Source organism: Streptomyces sp. NPDC001515, assembly GCF_053597115.1.
In genome coordinates this window covers 244,304-263,455 of the sequence record NZ_JBSFHN010000003.1, presented here as the reverse complement: position 1 = coordinate 263,455, position 19,152 = coordinate 244,304, and the positions used below count along the sequence as shown (strand labels likewise).

Annotated in this window: 20 protein-coding genes; 11 read left to right on the top strand and 9 right to left on the bottom strand. The window is 73.2% G+C overall.

Annotated features, from left to right (window positions below; all coding sequences use genetic code 11):
- Positions 1-3: 3 nt before the first annotated feature.
- On the top strand, positions 4-717 hold the full coding sequence (locus tag ACWCXC_RS06325) for a VIT1/CCC1 transporter family protein (RefSeq protein WP_450682700.1): 714 nt from the start codon (positions 4-6) through the stop codon (positions 715-717).
- A gap of 6 nt (positions 718-723) precedes the next feature.
- Here the strand turns inward: ACWCXC_RS06325 and ACWCXC_RS06320 are convergent, their stop codons facing one another.
- Positions 724-1,398 carry a hypothetical protein gene (locus ACWCXC_RS06320; RefSeq protein WP_450886956.1) on the bottom strand — a complete coding sequence of 225 codons (675 nt, stop codon included), beginning with the start codon at positions 1,396-1,398 and terminating at the stop codon, positions 724-726.
- Positions 1,399-1,548: 150 nt separating this feature from the next.
- Here ACWCXC_RS06320 and ACWCXC_RS06315 point away from each other — a divergent pair, with 150 nt between their 5' ends.
- Genes ACWCXC_RS06315 through ACWCXC_RS06305 form a run of 3 tightly spaced genes read left to right on the top strand, consistent with a single transcriptional unit; the run spans position 1,549 to position 4,187 of the window.
- Entirely contained in the window at positions 1,549-2,433 is an 885-nt protein-coding gene (locus tag ACWCXC_RS06315) for a sterol desaturase family protein (RefSeq protein WP_450682702.1), read from the top strand.
- Positions 2,430-3,122: a lysoplasmalogenase gene (locus ACWCXC_RS06310; protein WP_450886954.1), complete on the top strand. Its 693-nt coding sequence runs from the start codon at positions 2,430-2,432 to the stop codon at positions 3,120-3,122. The genes ACWCXC_RS06315 and ACWCXC_RS06310 overlap by 4 nt, the downstream gene beginning before the upstream one ends.
- Before the next feature lie 21 nt (positions 3,123-3,143).
- On the top strand, positions 3,144-4,187 hold the full coding sequence (locus ACWCXC_RS06305) for a zinc-dependent alcohol dehydrogenase family protein (protein ID WP_450682704.1): 1,044 nt from the start codon (positions 3,144-3,146) through the stop codon (positions 4,185-4,187).
- A gap of 57 nt (positions 4,188-4,244) precedes the next feature.
- On the opposite strand, the gene ACWCXC_RS06300 is transcribed toward ACWCXC_RS06305, so the two are convergent.
- On the bottom strand, positions 4,245-5,780 hold the full coding sequence (locus ACWCXC_RS06300) for a S8 family peptidase (protein WP_450682705.1): 1,536 nt from the start codon (positions 5,778-5,780) through the stop codon (positions 4,245-4,247).
- 287 nt (positions 5,781-6,067) lie between these two features.
- Here ACWCXC_RS06300 and ACWCXC_RS06295 point away from each other — a divergent pair, with 287 nt between their 5' ends.
- The 3 genes from ACWCXC_RS06295 (at position 6,068) to moaA (ending at position 9,233) form a co-directional block, all read left to right on the top strand.
- Positions 6,068-6,433, top strand: coding sequence for a DUF485 domain-containing protein (locus tag ACWCXC_RS06295; protein WP_450682706.1), 366 nt, complete (start codon positions 6,068-6,070; stop codon positions 6,431-6,433).
- Positions 6,430-8,070 (top strand): solute symporter family protein, encoded by a 1,641-nt coding sequence (locus ACWCXC_RS06290; RefSeq protein ID WP_450682707.1) that lies wholly within the window; start codon positions 6,430-6,432, stop codon positions 8,068-8,070. Before ACWCXC_RS06295 ends, ACWCXC_RS06290 begins: the two co-directional genes overlap by 4 nt.
- A gap of 173 nt (positions 8,071-8,243) precedes the next feature.
- Entirely contained in the window at positions 8,244-9,233 is a 990-nt protein-coding gene (gene moaA / locus ACWCXC_RS06285) for a GTP 3',8-cyclase MoaA (protein WP_450682708.1), read from the top strand.
- A gap of 50 nt (positions 9,234-9,283) precedes the next feature.
- Here the strand turns inward: moaA and ACWCXC_RS06280 are convergent, their stop codons facing one another.
- Both ACWCXC_RS06280 and ACWCXC_RS06275 read right to left on the bottom strand, forming a co-directional pair.
- The gene (locus ACWCXC_RS06280; RefSeq protein ID WP_450682709.1) at positions 9,284-9,541 is read right to left on the bottom strand and encodes a hypothetical protein; all 258 of its coding nucleotides are present in this window, start codon (positions 9,539-9,541) and stop codon (positions 9,284-9,286) included.
- 283 nt (positions 9,542-9,824) lie between these two features.
- Positions 9,825-10,181 (bottom strand): DUF3099 domain-containing protein, encoded by a 357-nt coding sequence (locus ACWCXC_RS06275; RefSeq protein ID WP_450682710.1) that lies wholly within the window; start codon positions 10,179-10,181, stop codon positions 9,825-9,827.
- A gap of 244 nt (positions 10,182-10,425) precedes the next feature.
- Between ACWCXC_RS06275 and ACWCXC_RS06270 the strand changes: the two genes are divergently transcribed.
- Complete coding sequence (locus ACWCXC_RS06270) at positions 10,426-10,701, top strand: GlsB/YeaQ/YmgE family stress response membrane protein (protein ID WP_383649274.1); 276 nt, start codon at positions 10,426-10,428, stop codon at positions 10,699-10,701.
- Between the two features lie 103 nt (positions 10,702-10,804).
- Here ACWCXC_RS06270 and ACWCXC_RS06265 read toward each other — a convergent pair whose 3' ends face one another.
- Positions 10,805-11,500 carry a pyridoxamine 5'-phosphate oxidase family protein gene (locus ACWCXC_RS06265; protein ID WP_450886949.1) on the bottom strand — a complete coding sequence of 232 codons (696 nt, stop codon included), beginning with the start codon at positions 11,498-11,500 and terminating at the stop codon, positions 10,805-10,807.
- Between the two features lie 35 nt (positions 11,501-11,535).
- Here ACWCXC_RS06265 and ACWCXC_RS06260 point away from each other — a divergent pair, with 35 nt between their 5' ends.
- The gene (locus ACWCXC_RS06260; protein WP_450886947.1) at positions 11,536-12,867 is read left to right on the top strand and encodes an aminotransferase class I/II-fold pyridoxal phosphate-dependent enzyme; all 1,332 of its coding nucleotides are present in this window, start codon (positions 11,536-11,538) and stop codon (positions 12,865-12,867) included.
- Positions 12,868-13,112: 245 nt separating this feature from the next.
- On the opposite strand, the gene ACWCXC_RS06255 is transcribed toward ACWCXC_RS06260, so the two are convergent.
- Positions 13,113-14,093 (bottom strand): DMT family transporter, encoded by a 981-nt coding sequence (locus ACWCXC_RS06255; RefSeq protein ID WP_450886945.1) that lies wholly within the window; start codon positions 14,091-14,093, stop codon positions 13,113-13,115.
- Positions 14,094-14,168: 75 nt separating this feature from the next.
- On the opposite strand from ACWCXC_RS06255, the gene ACWCXC_RS06250 reads away from it, so the two are divergent.
- On the top strand, positions 14,169-15,083 hold the full coding sequence (locus tag ACWCXC_RS06250; protein ID WP_450684736.1) for a LysR family transcriptional regulator: 915 nt from the start codon (positions 14,169-14,171) through the stop codon (positions 15,081-15,083).
- 35 nt (positions 15,084-15,118) lie between these two features.
- Here the strand turns inward: ACWCXC_RS06250 and ACWCXC_RS06245 are convergent, their stop codons facing one another.
- Entirely contained in the window at positions 15,119-15,595 is a 477-nt protein-coding gene (locus ACWCXC_RS06245) for a pyridoxamine 5'-phosphate oxidase family protein (protein WP_450684735.1), read from the bottom strand.
- 121 nt (positions 15,596-15,716) lie between these two features.
- On the opposite strand from ACWCXC_RS06245, the gene ACWCXC_RS06240 reads away from it, so the two are divergent.
- Positions 15,717-16,418, top strand: coding sequence for a cysteine hydrolase (locus tag ACWCXC_RS06240; protein WP_450684734.1), 702 nt, complete (start codon positions 15,717-15,719; stop codon positions 16,416-16,418).
- Here ACWCXC_RS06240 and ACWCXC_RS06235 read toward each other — a convergent pair.
- On the bottom strand, positions 16,402-16,953 hold the full coding sequence (locus tag ACWCXC_RS06235) for a Rieske (2Fe-2S) protein (protein WP_450886942.1): 552 nt from the start codon (positions 16,951-16,953) through the stop codon (positions 16,402-16,404). The genes ACWCXC_RS06240 and ACWCXC_RS06235 overlap by 17 nt on opposite strands.
- A complete protein-coding gene (locus tag ACWCXC_RS06230; RefSeq protein WP_450886940.1) occupies positions 16,950-19,121 on the bottom strand; it encodes a prolyl oligopeptidase family serine peptidase in 2,172 nt (723 codons plus the stop codon). Before ACWCXC_RS06230 ends, ACWCXC_RS06235 begins: the two co-directional genes overlap by 4 nt.
- Positions 19,122-19,152 lie beyond the last annotated feature (31 nt).

Here is a 19,152-nt window from a genome sequence, read left to right as displayed (position 1 = left end):
CGGATGACTCAGACCCGCGACCACGCCGAACCGCACGGCAACGAACTGGGCGTACGCCTGAACTGGCTGCGCGCCGCCGTCCTCGGCGCCAATGACGGCATCGTCTCCACCGCCGGCCTCGTCGTCGGCGTCGCCGGGGCCACCGGTGACCGGGGAGCCCTGCTGACCGCCGGGCTCGCCGGGCTGCTGGCCGGTTCCATGTCGATGGCGGCGGGGGAGTACGTGTCCGTCTCCACCCAGCGCGATTCGGAGAAGGCCGCCCTCGCGACGGAGAAACGGGAACTCCAGGAGACCCCCGAGGCGGAACTCGCCGAACTCACCGGCCTGCTCCAGGACAAGGGCCTCAGCCACGACGTGGCCCGCGAGGCCGCCCTCCAGCTCACCGCACGCGACCCGCTGCGCGCCCACGCCGAGGTCGAACTCGGCATCGACCCCGACGACCTCACCAACCCCTGGCACGCCGCCGGCGCCAGCTTCCTCGCCTTCACCGTCGGCGCCCTGCTCCCCCTCCTCGCCATCGTCCTGCCGCCCACGTCCGCCCGGCTGCCCGTCACCGTCCTGTCCGTCCTCGCCGCCCTCGCCCTGACGGGCTGGTGGAGCGCCCGCCTCGGCGCGGCCAAGGTGCGCCCGGCGATCCTGCGGAACATGGGCGGGGGCGCGGTGGCGATGGCGGTGACGTACGCGGCGGGGGAGTTGCTGGGGGCGGCGGGGGTGTAGGGCGGGTCAGGGGCGGACGAGACGTTCGGGCGGGAGGAGTTCGGCGCCGGTGACCGGTGTGGAGGAGGCCAGGGAGACCGTCAGGCCGTCCAGGTCGGCCAGGGGGCTCAGGTCGTACGGGACGCCGTCGCCCGGGGCGAACAGATGGAGCCGGGTCAGCGCGGGCATCTCCCGCAGCGGTGCCAGGCCCCCGGATGTACGGCAGCGCGTCAGGGAGAGGTCGGCCAGACCGGGAAGTCCGCGGAGCAGGGACAGGTCCGGGTCCTCCAGCCTGTCGAGGGTGAGACGGCGCAGGGGCGGGACGTCCGACATCATGCACAGTTCACGGAACTGCGTCGCGCTGCCGAGGCCGAGATCGGCGAGCTCGCGCCACTGCCCCACCCCCTCCAGGCTGAGTCCTTCGGCGTCGCCGATCAGGTTCAGGGACCTGAGGTGCGGGTTCGTCCTCAGGTCGCCGACGCGGCCGACCCGGGGGAAGCGGTGCCCCAGGAACAGCTGGCGCAGTTCAGTGAACTGCTCCAACTGGGCCGCCGGCAGCCCGGGGTGAAGCCGGTTGACCGTGAGCTCGGTGAGGGGAAGCTCCGCCAGCGGACTCAGATCCCGGATCTCCGGACAGAGCCTGGCCACCGTGCCGAGCACCGTCGTCGCCAGCCGGAGCAGCGCAACTTCCAGACCCTGCACGGTCATTCCTCCCGCACGTCGGACCCGTGCGGGGAATCGTACGACGCCTCCGGCTGTCAGAAGGTGCCAAAGACAGCTGACAGTCCGTCTCGCATACTTGTTGGTAACAACGTCTGGTCGCGGGCCGACGCGCGGCTCTACGGTGCACCCATGCCGACGAACCTGCCCGATGTAGTGCTCTGGTCCATACCGGCCTTCGTCCTGCTCACGCTCGTGGAAATGGCGCTCCACCACTTCCACCCCGACGAGGAGGCCGCCGGTTACGAGGCGAAGGACGCCGCCACCAGCATCACCATGGGGCTGGGGAGCCTGGGCTTCGACCTGATGTGGAAAGTGCCCATCGTGGCCGTCTACACCGCCGTGTACGAGCTGACGCCGCTGCGGGTGCCCGTGCTGTGGTGGACGGTCCTGCTGATGCTGCTGGCCCAGGACTTCTTCTACTACTGGTCGCACCGCGGGCACCACGTCGTCCGCATCCTCTGGGCCTGCCACGTGGTCCACCACTCCAGCCGGAAGTTCAACCTCTCCACCGCGCTGCGCCAGCCCTGGACCTCGCTGACCTCCTGGCCGTTCTACCTCCCGATGATCGCCTGCGGCGTCCACCCGGCGGCGCTCGCCTTCTGCTCCTCGGTCAATCTCGTCTACCAGTTCTGGGTGCACACCGAGCGCGTCGACAAGCTCCCCGGGCCCTTCGAGTACGTCCTGAACACGCCCTCCCACCACCGGGTGCACCATGCCTCCCAGGGCGGCTACCTCGACCGGAACTTCGGCGGCATCCTCATCGTGTGGGACCGCTGGTTCGGCTCCTTCGCCGCGGAGACGGAACGGCCCGTGTTCGGACTCACCAAGAACATCGCCACCTACAACCCGCTCCGGGTCGCCACCCACGAGTACGCCGCCATCGCCCGCGACGTCCGCGCGGCCGGCAGCTGGGGAGAACGGGCCGGACGGGTCTTCCGCGGCCCCGGCTGGCAGCCCGCCCCCTCGCCCGCCGCGCCCGCGACCGCCGTCCCCGCCCCGGAGCACGCCCCATGAGCACCGCCACCCCGCCCCCCGGCCGCCGGGAGCGCTGGGCGCGCCCGCTGCTCGCCGCCTTCCTCCTCGCCTGCGCCGCCGACCTCGCCGGGGTCCTCTCCGGCGTCGACGCCCTCCACCTCGTCGCCAAACCGCTGCTGATGCCGCTGCTCGCCGGATACGCCGTCGCCCGGCGCGGGCCCCGGCTGCTCGTCGCGGCGCTGCTCTGCGGCTGGGCCGGGGACGTACTGCTGCTGGTGGACGCCGATCCCGCCTTCCTCGCCGGCATGGGCGCCTTCGCCGCCGGTCACGTCTGCTACCTGGTGCTCTTCGGCCGGGCGCGCCGCCCGCTGCTGCCCGCGCTCGGGTACGCGGCCGTGCTCGCCGGCTTCCTCGCCGTGCTGTGGGGCGGGCTCCCGGCCGGGCTGCGCGTCCCGATGGCCGCGTACAGCCTGCTGCTGACCTCCGTCGCCTACCGCTCGGGTGTGTACGGCCGGTACGCGGCGGTGGGCGGCGGGCTCTTCCTGCTCTCCGACGCCCTGATCGCCACCGGGATCGCCGACCGCCCCGAGCCGCCCGCGCCCGCCTTCTGGGTCATGCTCACCTATGCGGCGGCCCAGCTCCTGCTCACCCTGGGCGTCCTCGGAGCGGGGGCGCGGGGAGCCGGACCGGCGCCCGGGGCGTACCGTGAACGGAGTATCAGCATCTGAGACCGGCAAGGACCCCCACGCATGCGCGCCACCGTCATCCAGGCCCCCCACGACATCCGGGTGCGGGAGGTGCCCGACCCCGTGATCCAGCAGCCCACCGACGTGGTGCTGCGGGTCCTGCGCGCCTGCATCTGCGGCAGCGACCTGTGGGCCTACCGGGGCGAGTCCGCCCGGCAGCCGGGCCAGCGCATCGGCCACGAGTTCCTCGGGATCGTCGAGGAGACCGGCGCCGAGGTCAACGGCTTCACCGCCGGTGACCTCGTCGTCGCCCCCTTCGTCTGGTCCGACGGCAGCTGCGCCTACTGCGCGGAGGGGCTGACGACCTCCTGCCCGCAGGGCGGCTTCTGGGGCTCGGTCGGCTCCGACGGCGGCCAGGGCGAGGCGGTCAGGGTGCCCTTCGCCGACGGCACCCTGGTCAAGCTGCCCGCCGCCGCGGCCTCCGACGACCGGCTGCTCACCGCGCTCCTGGCCCTGTCCGACGTCCTCGGCACCGGCCACCACGCCGCCGTCGGCGCCGGGGTGAGGCCCGGGTCCACCGTCGCCGTCGTCGGGGACGGGGCCGTCGGGCTCTGCGGCGTCATGGCCGCCAAGCGGCTCGGCGCCGAGCGGATCGTCGCGCTCGGCCGCCACGAGGCCCGGACCGACATCGCCCGCGCCTTCGGCGCCACCGACGTCGTCGCCGAGCGCGGCGAGGCCGCCGTCGCCGCCGTACGCGAGCTGCTCGGCGGCGAGGGCGCCCACGCGGTGATCGAGGCCGTCGGCACCGAGCAGTCGATGCGCACCGCCGTCGGCATCGCCCGGGACGGCGGGGCCGTCGGCTACGTCGGCGTCCCGCACGGCAGCGGCACCGGACTGGACCTCGGCATCATGTTCGACCGGAACATCGCCCTGCGCGGCGGCGTCGCCCCCGTCCGCACGTACATCCCGGAACTGCTGCCGGACGTGCTCTCGGGCACCATCGACCCCTCGCCGGTCTTCGACATGACCGTCGGGCTCGACGAGGTCCCCGACGGCTACAAGGCGATGGACGGGCGCACCGCCCTGAAGGTCCTCATCAAGCCGTGAGACGAGCGGTCCGGGGCACCGGCGCCGGGCGCCGGCCCCCGGACCGCGAGCGGGTGGCTACCAGCGCACCGCGTTCAGCGCGTTGACCACACCGGCCCCGTAGAAGCCGTTCTTCTCCTTGCCGCCCTCGCAGACCGCGTCGACCGTACCGTCGCCGTCGATGTCGTACGGCTCACCGCACGCGGTGGCGTCCGCCTCCGCGACCAGCAGCGCCTTCACCGCGGCGGCCGAGGCGTACGGGTGCTTCGACTTGATCAGCGCCACGACACCCGCCACATGCGGCGAGGCCATCGACGTGCCGGCCTTGTAGCCGAACTTGCCGCCCGGCAGCGTCGACAGGATCAGACCGCTGGTGGCCGGCGGGGCGGGCGTCTGGTAGACCGTCGAGTCGCCGCCCGGCGCCGCCACGTCGATGACGCCGTTGCCGTAGTTCGAGTACGAGGCCTTCAGCCCCTTGGCACCGGTCGCCGAGACCGTCACCACGCCCGGCAGCATCGTCGGGATGTCGAGGCACTGCTTCGGGTCGATGGTGCGGTCGACCGTCTCGGTGTCGTTCGGGCTGGTCGAGTCCTCGATGGTGTCGGCCGCCAGGTCCTCGGCGGAGTTGCCCGCCGCCGCGACGTTGACCGTGCCCCTGCTCTCCGCGTACCGCGAGGCCCGGGTGACCGCCTCGACGAGGGCCGCCTGGTCCGGGTCGTTCTTGCAGTTGTACATCCACGGGTCGGTGTAATAGCTGTTGTTGGTGACGTCCACCCCGTGGTCCGCCGCCCAGACGAAACCGCAGACGACGGACTCGGTGTAGAAGAACCCGGACGGGTTCGCCACCTTGATCCCCGCGACCTTCACACCCGGCGCCACCCCGGTGACCCCGACGCCGTTCTTCGCGGCGGCGATGGTCCCGGCGACGTGCGTCCCGTGGTCGCTCTCGCCCGCCGCGGGCCGCCAGGAGCCCTCCGTGGTGTCCGGGGCGCCCGAGACGCAGTTCGCCGAGGCCGCACGGTCGAAGTTCGGGGCCAGGTCCGGATGGGTGTCGTCGACACCCGTGTCGATGACCGCGACGGTCACCTTCGCACTGCCCAGCGTCTTCTTGTGCGCCTCGTCCGCCTTGATGGCCGACAGGTCCCACTGCAGGGGCTCCAGCGGGTCCTGGCCGTCCGCCGCCTCGGCCGCCGCGGCCCGCTCCTGCGCCGCGGTCAGCGGCTGCTCCACGCCGATGTCCTTGGTGGCCTGGGGCACGATCGGATTGGTGCGGGTGGCCCCCGCCGAGTCGACGCCCTTGACCTTGCGCATGGTCGCGGCGAACTGCGGATTCTGGGAATGGGCGACGATGACCCCGATGCGGTCGTAGGCGATCACCACCGTGCCGCCGGCCCGCTCGACCGCCTTGACGACCTGCTTCACCTGGCCCCGGTTGGCCCGGGTGTTGATCACGTACGACAGCTTCGGGCCGTCGGCCGACGCGGTTGCCGAGGGCGAGCCGCCCGCCGGAGCCGCGGTGGCGACGCTCGTCGGCAGGAAGCCGAGCGATGCGGTCAGGGCCAGTCCGACGGGCAGCGTCAGTGCGCGCGTCCGTCTGCTTCCCAGATGAGCCATGGGGTCTCCACTTCATCCGTGCCGTGGACCGGGCACACCCTGTGCCCGGTCGCGTACATGACCAGTGAAGCTACCGGCGATCATCCCCGCTGATCAACGGGTTCGCCCGAACCCGTTCCCGCCAAAGCGCCCGATGGGGTGATCCGGAGAAGTGGCGATCCCGGGTGAACCGCTCCGGCGCGCGCCGCGTGCCGTTGTCTGGGGAGGCGCACCATCCCTCCCCGACATCGAGGTCCCCAGTGAACACACCCGTCCCCACCACCGCACCCGCGTCGCGAGGAGATTCCGTGGCTACCGATGCACCGCCGCCCGAGAGCGGAGAGGCGACCGGCCCCGCCCAGCCCACGACCGAGGCGTTCATCGCGGAGCAGGACAGCGCGGAATTCGGCGAACTCCGCCGCTCCTACCGCTCGTTCGCCTTCCCGCTCACCATCGCCTTCGTCCTCTGGTACCTGCTGTACGTGCTGCTCTCGAACTACGCGGGCGGCTTCATGGGCACCAAGGTCTTCGGCAACATCAACGTGGCCTTCGTCTTCGGCCTCGCCCAGTTCCTGACCACCTTCCTCATCGCCTGGTTCTACTCGCGCCACGCCAACGCGAAGCTCGACCCCAGGGCCGAGGCCATCAAGTCCCGTATGGAGGCCGACGCATGAGCGCCGCGTACCACTCCCACACCGCCGTGACGCTCGCCGCCTCGTCCACCAGCGAGCACCGGCCGCTGATCATCACGCTCTTCGCGGTCTTCGTCGCCGCCACCCTCGGGATCACCGTCTGGGCCGGCCGCCAGACCAGGAGCGCCAGCGACTTCTACGCGGGCGGCCGCCAGTTCACCGCCTTCCAGAACGGCCTTGCGGTCTCCGGCGACTACATGTCCGCCGCCTCGTTCCTCGGCATCGCCGGAGCCATCGCGCTCTTCGGCTACGACGGCTTCCTCTACTCCATCGGCTTCCTCGTCGCCTGGCTGGTCGCCCTGCTCCTGGTCGCCGAACCGCTGCGCAACTCCGGCCGCTACACCATGGGCGACGTCCTCGCCTACCGGATGCGCCAGCGCCCCGTCCGCACCGCGGCGGGCGTCTCCACGATCATCGTCTCCATCTTCTACCTGCTGGCCCAGATGGCGGGCGCGGGCGTCCTGGTCTCGCTGCTCCTCGGCATCACCAGCGACACCGGAAAGATCCTCATCGTCGCGCTGGTCGGCGTACTGATGATCGTCTACGTCACCATCGGCGGCATGAAGGGCACCACCTGGGTGCAGATGGTCAAGGCCGTCCTGCTCATCGCCGGCGCCATCCTGATGACCCTCATGGTGCTGTGGAAGTTCGACTTCAACGTCTCCGACCTGCTCGGCACCGCCGCCGAGAAGAGCGGCCACGGCAGCGCCTTCCTGGAGCCCGGCCTCAAGTACGGCGCGACCGGCACCTCGAAGCTCGACTTCCTCTCCCTCGGCATCGCCCTCGTGCTCGGCACCGCCGGCCTGCCGCACATCCTGATCCGCTTCTACACGGTGCCGACCGCCAAGGCCGCCCGTAAGTCCGTCAACTGGGCCATCGGCATCATCGGTGCCTTCTACCTGATGACCATCGCCCTGGGCTTCGGTGCCGCCGCGCTCATCGGCCCCGACGAGATCAAGGCGAAGAACCCCGCGGGCAACGCCGCCGCCCCCCAGCTCGCCGAATACCTCGGCGGGGTCGGCACCACCGGCGGCGCCGTGCTCCTCGCCGTCATCTCCGCCGTCGCCTTCGCCACGATCCTCGCCGTCGTCGCCGGACTGACCCTGGCCTCCTCGTCGTCGTTCGCCCACGACATCTACGCCAACGTCATCCGCAAGGGACAGGCCACCGAGAAGGAGGAGATGAAGGCGGCCCGCTGGTCCACCGTCTTCATCGGCGCCGCCGCCATCGTCCTGGGCGTCTTCGCCCGCGACATGAACGTCGCCGGCCTGGTCGCCCTGGCGTTCGCCGTCGCCGCCTCCGCCAACCTGCCCACCATCCTCTACAGCCTCTTCTGGAAGCGCTTCACCACCCAGGGCGCGCTGTGGTCGATCTACGGCGGACTGGCCTCCTCGGTCCTCCTGGTGCTGTTCTCGCCGGTCGTCTCCGGCAACGAGAAGACCTCGATGTTCAAGGGCGTGGACTTCGCCTGGTTCCCCCTGGAGAACCCCGGCCTCATCTCCATCCCGCTCGGCTTCCTGCTCGGCTGGGTCGGCTCCCTCCTCTCCAAGGAGGAGCCGGACAAGGGCAAGTACGCCGAACTGGAGGTCAAGTCCCTCACCGGCATCGGCGCCCACTGAGGCACCCCGCCACCCCGGGGCCCGGCCCCGCACCCGCGGCCGCGTCGTAGAGTCCTACGACGCGGCCGCACCGCTCCCGTGCCAAACGGGCCCCGCCACGGCCCCCGTCCTCGCGTAGGCTCGAAAGCGACAGATTCCGCGACCGGAGGCAACGCCGGGGGACGGGGCCCACCATGCTCATCGACACCTACGACCGGGTCGCCACCGACCTGCGCGTCTCGCTCACCGACCGCTGCAACCTCCGCTGCACCTACTGCATGCCCGAGGAAGGGCTCCAGTGGCTGGCCAAGCCCGACCTCCTCACCGACGAGGAGATCGTCCGGCTCGTCCGGCTCGCCGTCACCCGCCTGGGCATCACCGAGGTCCGCTTCACCGGCGGCGAACCGCTGCTGCGCCCCGGACTCGTCGGCATCGTCCAGGAGTGCGCCGCCCTGGAGCCCCGCCCCCAGCTGTCCCTCACCACCAACGGCATCGGACTGGAGCGCACCGCCGCCGCCCTCCGGGACGCCGGCCTCGACCGGGTCAACGTCTCCCTCGACACCCTGCGCCCCGAGGTCTTCACGACCCTCACCCGCCGCAACCGCCACCACGACGTCCTGGCCGGACTCGAAGCGGCCCGCGACGCCGGACTCACCCCCGTCAAGGTCAACAGCGTCCTGATGCCCGGCCTCAACGAGGACGAGGCCCCCGACCTGCTGGCCTGGGCCGTCGCCCACGACTACGAACTGCGCTTCATCGAGCAGATGCCGCTCGACGCCCAGCACGGCTGGAAGCGCGACGGCATGATCACCGCGGGCGACATCCTCGCCTCGCTGCGCACCCGCTTCGCCCTCACCCCCGAGGGCGAGACCACCCGGGGCTCCGCCCCCGCCGAGCGCTGGCTCGTCGACGGCGGCCCCCACCGGGTCGGCGTCATCGCCTCCGTCACCCGGCCCTTCTGCCGGGCCTGCGACCGCACCCGGCTCACCGCCGACGGACAGGTCCGCACCTGCCTCTTCGCCCGCGAGGAGACCGATCTGCGCGGCGCCCTGCGCTCCGGCGCGCCCGACGAGGAGATCGCCGCGATCTGGCAGCGGGCGATGTGGGGCAAGAAGGCCGGATCCGGCCTCGACGACCCCGCGTTCCTCCAGCCCGACCGCCCCATGTCCGCGATCGGCGGCTGACCCGGCGGCGCCGCCCGTGGACGGGCGCGCCCCACGCGGACGAGCGTGCCCTACGCGGAGTGGGTGTCCCGGGACTCCCACTCCGCCAGGGTCACCACGTCCTTGAGGAAGCCCCGCACGCCGAGGAACGACGACAGGTGCTCCCGGTGCTCCTCACAGGCCAGCCATGTCTTGCGGCGCTCGGGGGTGTGCAGCTTCGGGTTGTTCCACGCGAGCACCCACACGGCATCGGCGCGGCAGCCCTTGGCCGAACAGACGGGGGCCGCGAGCGCGTTCTCGGGCGCGGAGGCGGTGTCAGGGGAGTTCACACCCTCAACCCTAGAGCCTGCTCCGTACGCCCCGCTCCGCGGCATCCCCGCCGGAGAAATGGCGACGCCGGGCAGCCACGGGGGGAGCTGCCCGGCGTCGGTCCGTCGCTCCGACGGGGGATGCGGAGCGCTCTCGAAGTATGTCACGCACACCCCGGTGCGGTGCACTGGAACGTCATGATTGATCTGAGCTTTTCTTGAGCTTCCGCGCGCACGGCACCCCCTCCGTCCTCCCTGCGGACCGGGAGTCCGGAATCCGGATGACCGGCCGGAAGAAGCCGGTTCACGCCCCGGGCGCGGCCCGCCCCGGCCCCTCGCCCGGCTCCGCCCGAGCGGTCACCGGAGCCGCGTCCAGCGCGGGCAGCACCGGAGCCGGCACGAAGGTCGAGGGCAGCGCGGGACTCGTCTCCCGGCCCGCGTTGGCGATGACGACGGCGACGTAGGGGAGCAGCACCCCCAGCGCGAGCGCCACGATCGCCACCGGGCGTTCCACGTTCCACAGGGTCGCCGCCGCGACCACCGACACCGTGCGCACGGACATCGAGATCACATACCGCCGCTGCCGGCCGCGCACGTCCTCCGCGAGCCCCTGCCGGGCCCCCGTGATCCGGAAGACCTCACCGCTCCGCTTCCGTGCCACCGCTCCACCCTCTTCCCCGAGTTCCCGACGGACCGCAGGAGCCCCGCCGCCTGCGCCGGACGCTCCCCGGACCGGACCGCGAACCACGGTACGCCGGGGCTCTGCCCGGTTCGATACCGGGGCGCGCCATATGCGCGCATCGCGCCCCCGCGTCGCGCGTACGGCCCCGTCCGACATGCGGCCTACCGCCCCAGGCCCGAAACTGGGCGGGCATGTGCGACACCCCGTCGTACGAGGAGGCGGCATGGGCTGGCTGTGGGCAATCATCGTGGGTTTCGTGCTCGGTCTGATCGCCAAGGCGATCCTGCCGGGAAAGCAGGAGATCCCCCTCTGGCTGACGACCATCTTCGGCATCATCGGCAGCGTGCTCGGCAACTCCGTCGCCACCTGGATCGGTGTCAACGACACCCGGGGCATCGACTGGACCCGTCACGTGCTCCAGCTGATCGGGGCCGTCGTGGTGGTCGGCGTCGGCGACATGCTCTGGACCACCTACCGGGGCAGCAGGCGCAAGGCCTGACCCCGGAGCGGAGCACGCACAGCGGCGGGGGGGGGCGCCGAGCGGGGGGGCCCGGCCCGGCGGGGGGGGGGGGCGCGCCCGCGCCCCGCCGCCCCGGGACCGTTCAGGGAGCGCGCAGATAGTCCGGTACGGGAATCGAGGCGTCGAGATCGGCGGCGGGCACCGGGGTGCCGTGGCCGTGGACCAGCGGGACGACACCGGCCCAGTGGGGCAGCCGGAGGTCGCGTGCGTCGTCGTTCGGGCCGCCGGTGCGGATCTTCGCGGAGACCTCCCGCAGATCGAGCCGGAGCACGGCCGTGGCCGCCAGCTCCTTCGCGTCGGCGGGCCGCGCGTCCCGCGACCGGCCGGGCACGACCTGGTCGACGATCGCGTCCAGGGCGGTGTGCCGCTCCTCGGGGTCGCTCACCGTGCGGGCGATGCCGTGGACCACGACGGAGCGGTAGTTGAGCGAGTGGTGGAAGGCGGAGCGGGCCAGCACGATCCCGTCGACATGTGTCACCGTCAGGCACACGGCGAGTCCCTCGTCGCTGCCGCCCGCCGCGTGCAACGGGCGGGAGCCGGTCGAACCGTGGACGTAGAGGCGCTCACCGACCCGCCCGAACAGCGTGGGCAGCACGACGGGGGCCCCGTCCCGCACGAAGCCGAGGTGGCACACGTAGGCGGCGTCGAGTATCGAGTGGACCTGCTCCCGGTCGTACGAGGCCCGCTCGCGCGACCGGGTCGGAACCGTGCGCCCGGTCGGCGCGTAGGCCGCCGCCGGGTCCGGGGCCGTGGTCTGCTGGGGAGCGGTCTCCGGCATTGCGTCCTCCATTGCTCTAGTGCATACTTGGCTTTGTGCTAGGAGAGTATCGGATCAGTGGGCGGCGTGCATCGGACATCGCCGCGAGCGTGGAGCGGGCGGTCGGCTCGGGAGAGCTGGCCCCCGGACAACTGCTGCCTCCCATGCGGGAGTTGGCCCGTCAGCTGGAGGTGAATCCGAATACGGTCGCGGCGGCGTACCGGACCCTGCGGGAGCGTGGGGTGATCGAGACCGACGGGCGCCGGGGCAGCCGGGTGCGCCCGCGCCCGGCGAGCACGGCGCGCGGTTCCCTGCGGGTCGAGGCGCCGCCGGGGGTGCGGGACCTGGGCGACGGCAATCCCGACGCGACGCTATTGCCACCGCTGGGGGAGGCCTTCGCGGTGGTGGCGGAGGCGTACGCGCGCGAGCCCGGGATGTACGCGCAGCCCGCGGTGGTCCCGGAGTTCGCTGACCTGGCCCGCGCGGCGTTCGTCGCCGACGGGGTTCCGGCCGGGCAGATGGTCGTCACCTCGGGGTCGCTGGACGCCATCGAGCGCGTGCTCGTCGCCCATCTGCGCCCCGGCGACGCGGTCGCCGTCGAGGACCCGGGCTGGGGCGGGCTGCTCGATCTCGTCCCGGCGCTGGGCCTGCGTCCCGTGCCGGTCGCGGTCGACGACGACGGCCCGGTGCCGGACGCGCTGGACGCGGCGCTGAGATCGGGTGCGCGGGCGGCCGTGGTCACCGACCGTGCGCAGAACCCGACGGGGGCGGCGATCGGCGCGGGACGCGCCACCGAACTCCGGGCGGTGTTCGCCGGGCACCGCGGCGTCCTCCTGATCGAGGACGACCACGGCCACGCGATCGTCGACCAGCCGGTCCACCCCCTGGCCGGCGCGACCGACCGCTGGGCGTTCGTCCGGTCGACGGCCAAGGCGTACGGCCCGGACCTGCGGGTCGCCGTGCTCACCGGGGACCCGGTCACCACCGACCGCGTGTCCGGCAGGCAGCGGCTCGGGCCCGGCTGGGTCAGCCGGCTCCTCCAGGGGGTGCTGGTCCACCTCTGGACCACGGGCGCCGTCGACCCGGCCGAGGTCGCCCGCGCCTACGGCCGCCGCCGCGACCCCCTCGTCCGCGCCCTCGCCGCCCGGGGTGTCGAGGCCCACGGCCGCAGCGGCATGAACGTCTGGGTCCCCGTCACCGACGAGACCGGCGCCATCGCCCGCCTCCTCCACGCCGGCTGGGCCGCCGCCCCGGGCGCCCGCTTCCGCCTCTCCTCCTCCCAGGGCATCCGCCTCACCGTCTCCACCCTCACGGAGGCCGACCTCACCCCGCTCGCGGACGCGGTGGCGGAGGCGGTGGGGCCGGTGAAGCCGTTGAGTTACGGGTGAACGGAGCGGGGGCCGGATTCCGGCGGGGCGGCGGGTTCGTGGTCCGGGCGGTGCCCGAAGGCATGGGGTTCCTCGCGGGGAGGCGGTGGAGTGGGCGGCCTGCGGCTGGAAGACCTTCTGTCGGTCGCCGCGGGATGCGTGTGTGCCGCAGAGCGAGGCATTCGGTCCGGTGCAGTTCTACGGTGCGGTGGGCGGGGTGCTGGACAAGTCCATGGCCGGGTTCTGAGCCGGCGACGGTCCGGGGGTCACGTGCCGGTCGTGGCGCGGGGGCGGCTCTGGGTGAGGGCGGCGCCCGCGAGGACGACGAGGGCGCCGACGGGGGTGTTCCAGCTGAGGTGTTCGCCGAGTACGGCGACGCCGGCGGCGGTGGCGATGACGGGGATGAAGTAGGTGACCATCTGGGCGGTCGTGGGGCCGACCTCGGTGACCAGGCCGTACTGGAGGAGGACGGCGAGGCCGGTGCCGAGGGCGCCGAGGGCGATGACGGAGAGGGTCGGCCAGAGGGGGAACGCGCTGGGGGCGGAGGTGAAGAGGGGGGTCACCAGGGCCAGTTGCACGGTGCCGAGGAAGAGCTGGCTGCCGGTCAGCGCGAGGGTCGAGGCGCCCGTGCCCGCGAGCGTGCGGCGGACGTAGATCCAGCCGATCGGGTAGCTGAGGGAGGCCAGGAGGGCCATCGCCGTCCCGCGGAAGTCCAGGCCGGAGAAGCCCTGCCAGGCGCCGAGCACGGTGAGCACGCCGAGGAAGCCGAGGCCCAGTCCGGCCACGCGGCGCCGGGTGGGCCGGTCCTCGGAGAGGGCGACGAGGGACAGGGCCATGCCCCAGAGCGGGGAGGTGGCGTTGCAGATGCCGGCCAGCGTCGAGGGGATGGTCAGCTCCGCGTACGCGAAGAGGGAGAACGGGAGCGCGTTGAGGAGGAAGGCGGCGACCGCCAGATGGCCCCAGGTGCGGGCGGTGCGCGGCAGGCGTTCGCGCTTCACCGCCATGGTGGCGGCCAGGACCGCCGTACCCGACAGGAGCCGGCCCAGGGTGACCTGGAAGGGGGCGTACCCGTCCGTTCCGACCTTGATGAGGAGGAAACTGAAGCCCCAGATCAGGGAGAGCGCGGCGAAGCGCAGCCGCCAGTCCACCGCGGGGCGGCGGGGTGCCCCGGGGGTGGCCGGGGCAGCCGGGGGAGCCGTCGGGGCGGTAGTGGTCGGGTGCGGGCTCGGGGCCGCCGGTGCGCTCATGGCTACCACGATGGGGCACGATTATCTCGTAGCACAAGTGAGATCTTGTGGGGTGTTTCGCGTAGCATCGCTTACATGTTGAACCTGGAGCGTCTGCGGACGCTGGACGCGCTCGCCCGGCTCGGCTCGGTCAGCGGCGCGGCCGAGGGGCTGCACGTCACCACCTCGGCCGTCTCGCAGCAGATGGCGAAGCTGGAGCGGGAGGTCGGCCAGCAGTTGCTGGCCCGCAGCGGCCGGGGGGTCCGGCTCACCGACGCGGGCCGGCTGCTGGCCGACCACGCGGCCCGGATCCTGGCCCAGGTGGAGCTGGCCCAGTCCGACATCGAGGCCCAGCGCGGCCAGGTCGTCGGGGAGATCCGGCTCGGCGCCTTCCCCACGGCGGCCCGCGGGCTGTTTCCCTCGGCGCTGCTCGCCCTGCGCGCCGACCATCCGGACCTGCGGGTACGGACCCTGGAGGTGGAGCCCGAGGCGGGGATCGAGGGGGTGTTCCGGGGGGACATCGATCTGGCCGTGGTGCTGGACTGGAGCAACAAGCGCCTGCCCGTGCCCGGCGGGCTGGCCCGTGCCGAACTGCTCGACGACGCCCCGGACATCGCGATGCCGGCCGACCACCCGCTGGCCGGACGCGACGAGGTCGGTCTGGAGGAGTTCGCGGAGGACGACTGGGTGTCGTGGCCCGAGGGCGAGTTCTGCCACGACTGGCTGGTGTTCACGCTGCGCTCGAAGGGCATCGAGCCGCGCATCGCCCATCTCGCCGGCGAGCACCACACGCAACTCGCCCTCATCGCCGCGGGCATGGGCGTCTGCGTGACGCCCCGGCTGGGGCGGGGGCCCGTGCCGGACGGGGTGCGGATGGTGCCCGTACGGCAGCGGATGCGCCGTCATGTGCACGCGGTGTGGCGGGCGGACGCCGACCGGCGCCCCTCGATCCGGGCGGCCGTCGAGGCGCTGCGGCGTGCGGGAGCCGAGCTGAACGACCCGCTGGGGTAGGCCGGGGGCCGGGGGAGTCGCAGCGGGTCGGCCGGTCAGCCGGTGGTCGGCGGTGTCATCTTGCCGAAGTCCCAGGAGGTGATCGCGTCCGGTGTCAGCCTCAGCCAGGCGTGGCGTCCGTCGTGGGGCATCCGCTCCATGCCGAAGTACTTCGCGGCGAACATGCGCTCCGGCACGTCGAGTTCGGGGCAGGGTTCGCCGGTGCGGGGGGCCTCGCCGACGAAGACCGCGTCGCCCGAGAGCTCCACGCCGCGCAGCTCCCCGTACTCCACACCGTCGTCCACGACCACCGCCAGCGCCGGATCGTGCCGCAGCTGGGACCAGCGCAGGCTGCGGGTGATGGAGTAGAGCCAGAGCGAGGACCCGTCCCAGCAGAACCAGAGCGCGCCGACGTGCGGGCGGCCGTTCGCGCCGACCGTGGCGACCCGGCAGGTGCGCTGGGCGGCGAGGTAGGCGTCGCGCTCCTCGTCCGTCATCATGACCCGGCGGCCCCGTCGTTGAGTGACGGTCATGGCTGGTCCCTCCCGTTGCCGAAGAACACCTGACTATGTGTCAGGAATCATGAGGGCTCTTCCTTCGTCGCGCAATGGCCGTTAGCCTCGCGCGCCCGGCCCGACATCGAGAGGGGCAGCCGTGGCGTCCAGGGAACAACTGGCGGAACAGGTCGATCCCGCCTCCACCGTGCTGCTGACGGTGGAGTGCCAGCGGGGTGTGGTGGGACCCGAGAGCGCACTGCCCGAACTGGCCGGGGAGGCCCGCTCCTCCGGGGCCCTCGGCAACGTCGCGCGCCTGGTCGCCGCCGCGCACGAGGCGAACGTCCAGGTGATCCACGCGGTGGCCGAGCGCCGCCCCGACGGCCGGGGCGCCAACCGCAACGCCCGCCTCTTCCGCGCCGCCGGCCGCCTTCCCGTCCAGCAGCACACCGGCAGCACCGCCGTCCGGATCGCCGCACCGATCGAGGTGGCCGACGAGGACCTGGTCGTCCGGCGGCTGCACGGACTGTCGCCGATCGCGGGGACAGACGTGGACGCGCTGCTCCGCAACCTCGGCTGCGCCACCCTCGTCGTCACCGGCGTCTCGGCCAACGTGGCGATCCCCAACGCCGTCTTCGACGCGGTGAACCTCGGCTACACCGCCGTGGTGCCGTCCGACGCGATCGCGGGGGTGCCGGCCGACTACACCCCCGCGATGATCCGCAACACGCTCGCCCTGGTCGCCACCGTGACCACCACCGACGACCTGGTGTCCTGCTGGCTGCGCGGAACGGGACGCCGGGCGGCGACGAACGGCACGGGCGGGCGGGCCACGGGCGGCAGGACTACGGGGCGAGGCTGATCGCACCGTCCCGGACCGTGATCGCGGTGGGCGGCAGCGGCTCGGTGGCCGGACCGTTCGCGACCCCGCCGGTCGTCATGTCGAACCTGCTGCCGTGGCAGGGGCAGTTGATGGTGCCGTCCGAGACGTCGGCCACCGTGCACCCCATGTGCGTACAGGTGGCGGAGAACGCCTTGAACGTGCCGGGCGCGGGCTGGGTCACCACGACCTTCTGCTCGTCGAAGACCTTGCCGCCGCCCTCCGGGATCTCCGAGGTCTTCGCGAGAACCGTGCTCCCCGTTCCGTCTCCGGTTCCGATTGCGGATCCGTTGCCCGTGCCGCCGGCCCGCCCCAGGGCGGCGGTTCCCGCTCCTGACCCGGCCCCCGCACCGGCTCCGGCGCCCGATCCGGACCCGGCTCCCGCCCCCGATCCGGGTCCCGCCGCCTGCGGCGCGCCGCCGCAGGCGGTCAGCAGGGCGGTGACGGAGACGGCTCCGGCCGCCGTGACGACCTTCCGGCGGCCGACCGCCGCCTCGGGGTTCCGTGCTGTGCTCATTCCGGTTCGCTTTCCGCTCGACGTCCCAGGGACTCCCTGAGGAAGTCCCGCTCCAGCAGCAGGAGTCCGCTCGCGGTGCGTTCCCGGGCAACGAGGTGACCGGCGCCCGAGAGCGGCAGGACGGTGTGCGGCCTGCCCGCCGCGAGCAGTGCCGCGGAGAACCGCAGCATGTGGGCCGCGGCCACATTGTCATCGGCAAGACCGTGGACGAGCATGAGCGGCCGGGTCAGGGCCGCGGCCTCGTCGAGCAGCGAGTTGCGGTCGTAGACGTCCGGCCGTACGTCGGGGTGGCCCAGGAACCGTTCCTCCCAATGGGTGTCGTAGAGCCGCCGGTCGGCCGGTGCCGCGCCGGCCACCGCGGCGTGGAAGACGTCCGGGTGCCGCAGCACGGCCGCGGCCGCCAGATAGCCGCTGAAGGACCAGCCGCGCATCGCCACCCGGCCCAGGTCCAGTTCGGGGCGGTCCGCGGCCGCCGTGCGCAGGGCGTCGATCTGGTCCTCCAGCACCGCCGTCAGCCGGTCGCCGTGCACCGACTTCTCCCAGGCGTCCCCGCGCCCCGGGGTGCCGCGCCCGTCCGTGACCAGCACCGCGAAGCCCTGCTCGGCGAACCACTGGGCGACCGCCCCCGGCCAGCCCGGCGCCTTCAGGACGAGCTGCGTCCCGTGCCCGGCGTACGGGCTGAGGAGCACCGGCAGCGGACCGTCCTGCGGCCGGTGCCAGGACGGCAGATGGAGGTGGCTGCGCAGCGCGCGCCGGCCGAGGCTCAGGGCGAGCGGTGCCGGGGCGACGAGGGGTTCCTCCGCGAGCACGGCGATGGTGCCCACCGGGCGGCCGCCGCGCAGGACGGTCACGCGGTGGCCCCCGGGCGTCCGGCTGTCGAGGACCACGGCCGGGCCGCCGAGCGCGGCCGTGTGCACCCCGGGCGCCTCGCTGACCCGGACGAATCCGCCGCCCGGGTCCCCGGGACGGTGCGCCCAGACGTGGATCTCGGTCGGCTCGCTGCTCGCGGTGAAGAACACCCGGCCGTCCGCCGCGCCGAGCACCTCGCGCACCTCCAGTCCCGGCGGTGTCATGGCCCCGCCGATGTCCAGTCCCTGGCTGTCCCCGCCCGGCCGGGCGGGGACGACGAGCGCCCCGGAGGGCAGCCGCAGCGGGGTGCCGGGGCGCAGCGCGACCCAGGCGGGATCGTGCTCCCGGTGCAGGGTGCGGACCGTGCCCGCGTCCTCGTCCACCGCCAGGACGTGCACCGAGCGCTGGTCCCGCGTCTGCACGCGGACCAGCGGCCCCCGTGCGTCCCAGTCCGCCGCCACCACGTACTCGAAGGCCGGATCGGTCCACTCCCCGCCGGGGTGGTCCGCGCCCGCCGCCTCGGGCAGCCTGACGTCGGTCCGTTCGCCGGACACCCGCACCACGTGCAGGGACACCGTCGCGTTCGGCGTGCCCGCCGCCGGGTAGGGGATCACGCGCGGCGGGCGCTCCGGGTGGGCGGGGTCGGCGAGGTGGCGGCGCCGGACCCCGGACGTGTCCACCCGGGCGATCAGGAGGGCGTCGCCGCGCGGGGACCACCAGAAGCCCCGGGCGCGGCCGATGGACTCCTGCGAGACGTAGTCGGACAGGCCGTACGTCACGTCCGCGTCCTCCGGTACGGCCAGGGCCCGGTCGCCGCTGCCGTCCGCCCGTACGACGCGCAGCGCCCCGCCGCTCACGTACGCGATCAGCGAACCGTCGGGCGAGGGGCGCGGATCGACGGCCGGTCCGGCGGTGGTGACGCGGCGCGGGGCCCCGCCGTCGGTGGGGACGGCCCACAGCACGCCGCCCAGCGCGAGGACGGCCAGCCGTACCGCCGCGTCGGCGGCGTACGAGACGACTCCGGAGGAGGTGACCCGGGCCCGTTCCCGGCGGGCCAGTTCTTCGGGCGGCACCCGCTCCGGGATCCCGTCGGCGAAGTCGGGGGCGAGCGGGTCGGCGAGCAGGCGCTCCGTCCCGTCCTCGTACAGCCAGAGCCGGCTCACCGGGTCCGTGCCGGAGGTGCCGCGGACGAACAGCACCCGCTCGCCGTCGGGGGAGACGGTGAACAGCCGGGGGACGCCGAGCGAGAAGCGGCGGGTCCGGGCGAACTGGAGGGGGAAGCGGTCCGTGGCGGTGCGGTCTGCGGCGGGTCGAGTCATGGCGACACCATGACAGGTGGCGGCCCGGCTC

Coding starts and splice junctions, on each gene's coding strand:
- ACWCXC_RS06325 (WP_450682700.1), top strand. CDS start 4: ATGACTCAGACCCGCGACCACGCCGAACCGCACGGCAACGAACTGGGC.
- ACWCXC_RS06315 (WP_450682702.1), top strand. CDS start 1,549: ATGCCGACGAACCTGCCCGATGTAGTGCTCTGGTCCATACCGGCCTTC.
- ACWCXC_RS06310 (WP_450886954.1), top strand. CDS start 2,430: ATGAGCACCGCCACCCCGCCCCCCGGCCGCCGGGAGCGCTGGGCGCGC.
- ACWCXC_RS06305 (WP_450682704.1), top strand. CDS start 3,144: ATGCGCGCCACCGTCATCCAGGCCCCCCACGACATCCGGGTGCGGGAG.
- ACWCXC_RS06300 (WP_450682705.1), bottom strand. CDS start 5,780: ATGGCTCATCTGGGAAGCAGACGGACGCGCGCACTGACGCTGCCCGTC.
- ACWCXC_RS06290 (WP_450682707.1), top strand. CDS start 6,430: ATGAGCGCCGCGTACCACTCCCACACCGCCGTGACGCTCGCCGCCTCG.
- moaA (WP_450682708.1), top strand. CDS start 8,244: ATGCTCATCGACACCTACGACCGGGTCGCCACCGACCTGCGCGTCTCG.
- ACWCXC_RS06270 (WP_383649274.1), top strand. CDS start 10,426: ATGGGCTGGCTGTGGGCAATCATCGTGGGTTTCGTGCTCGGTCTGATC.
- ACWCXC_RS06265 (WP_450886949.1), bottom strand. CDS start 11,500: ATGCCGGAGACCGCTCCCCAGCAGACCACGGCCCCGGACCCGGCGGCG.
- ACWCXC_RS06255 (WP_450886945.1), bottom strand. CDS start 14,093: ATGAGCGCACCGGCGGCCCCGAGCCCGCACCCGACCACTACCGCCCCG.
- ACWCXC_RS06250 (WP_450684736.1), top strand. CDS start 14,169: ATGTTGAACCTGGAGCGTCTGCGGACGCTGGACGCGCTCGCCCGGCTC.
- ACWCXC_RS06245 (WP_450684735.1), bottom strand. CDS start 15,595: ATGACCGTCACTCAACGACGGGGCCGCCGGGTCATGATGACGGACGAG.
- ACWCXC_RS06235 (WP_450886942.1), bottom strand. CDS start 16,953: ATGAGCACAGCACGGAACCCCGAGGCGGCGGTCGGCCGCCGGAAGGTC.
- ACWCXC_RS06230 (WP_450886940.1), bottom strand. CDS start 19,121: ATGACTCGACCCGCCGCAGACCGCACCGCCACGGACCGCTTCCCCCTC.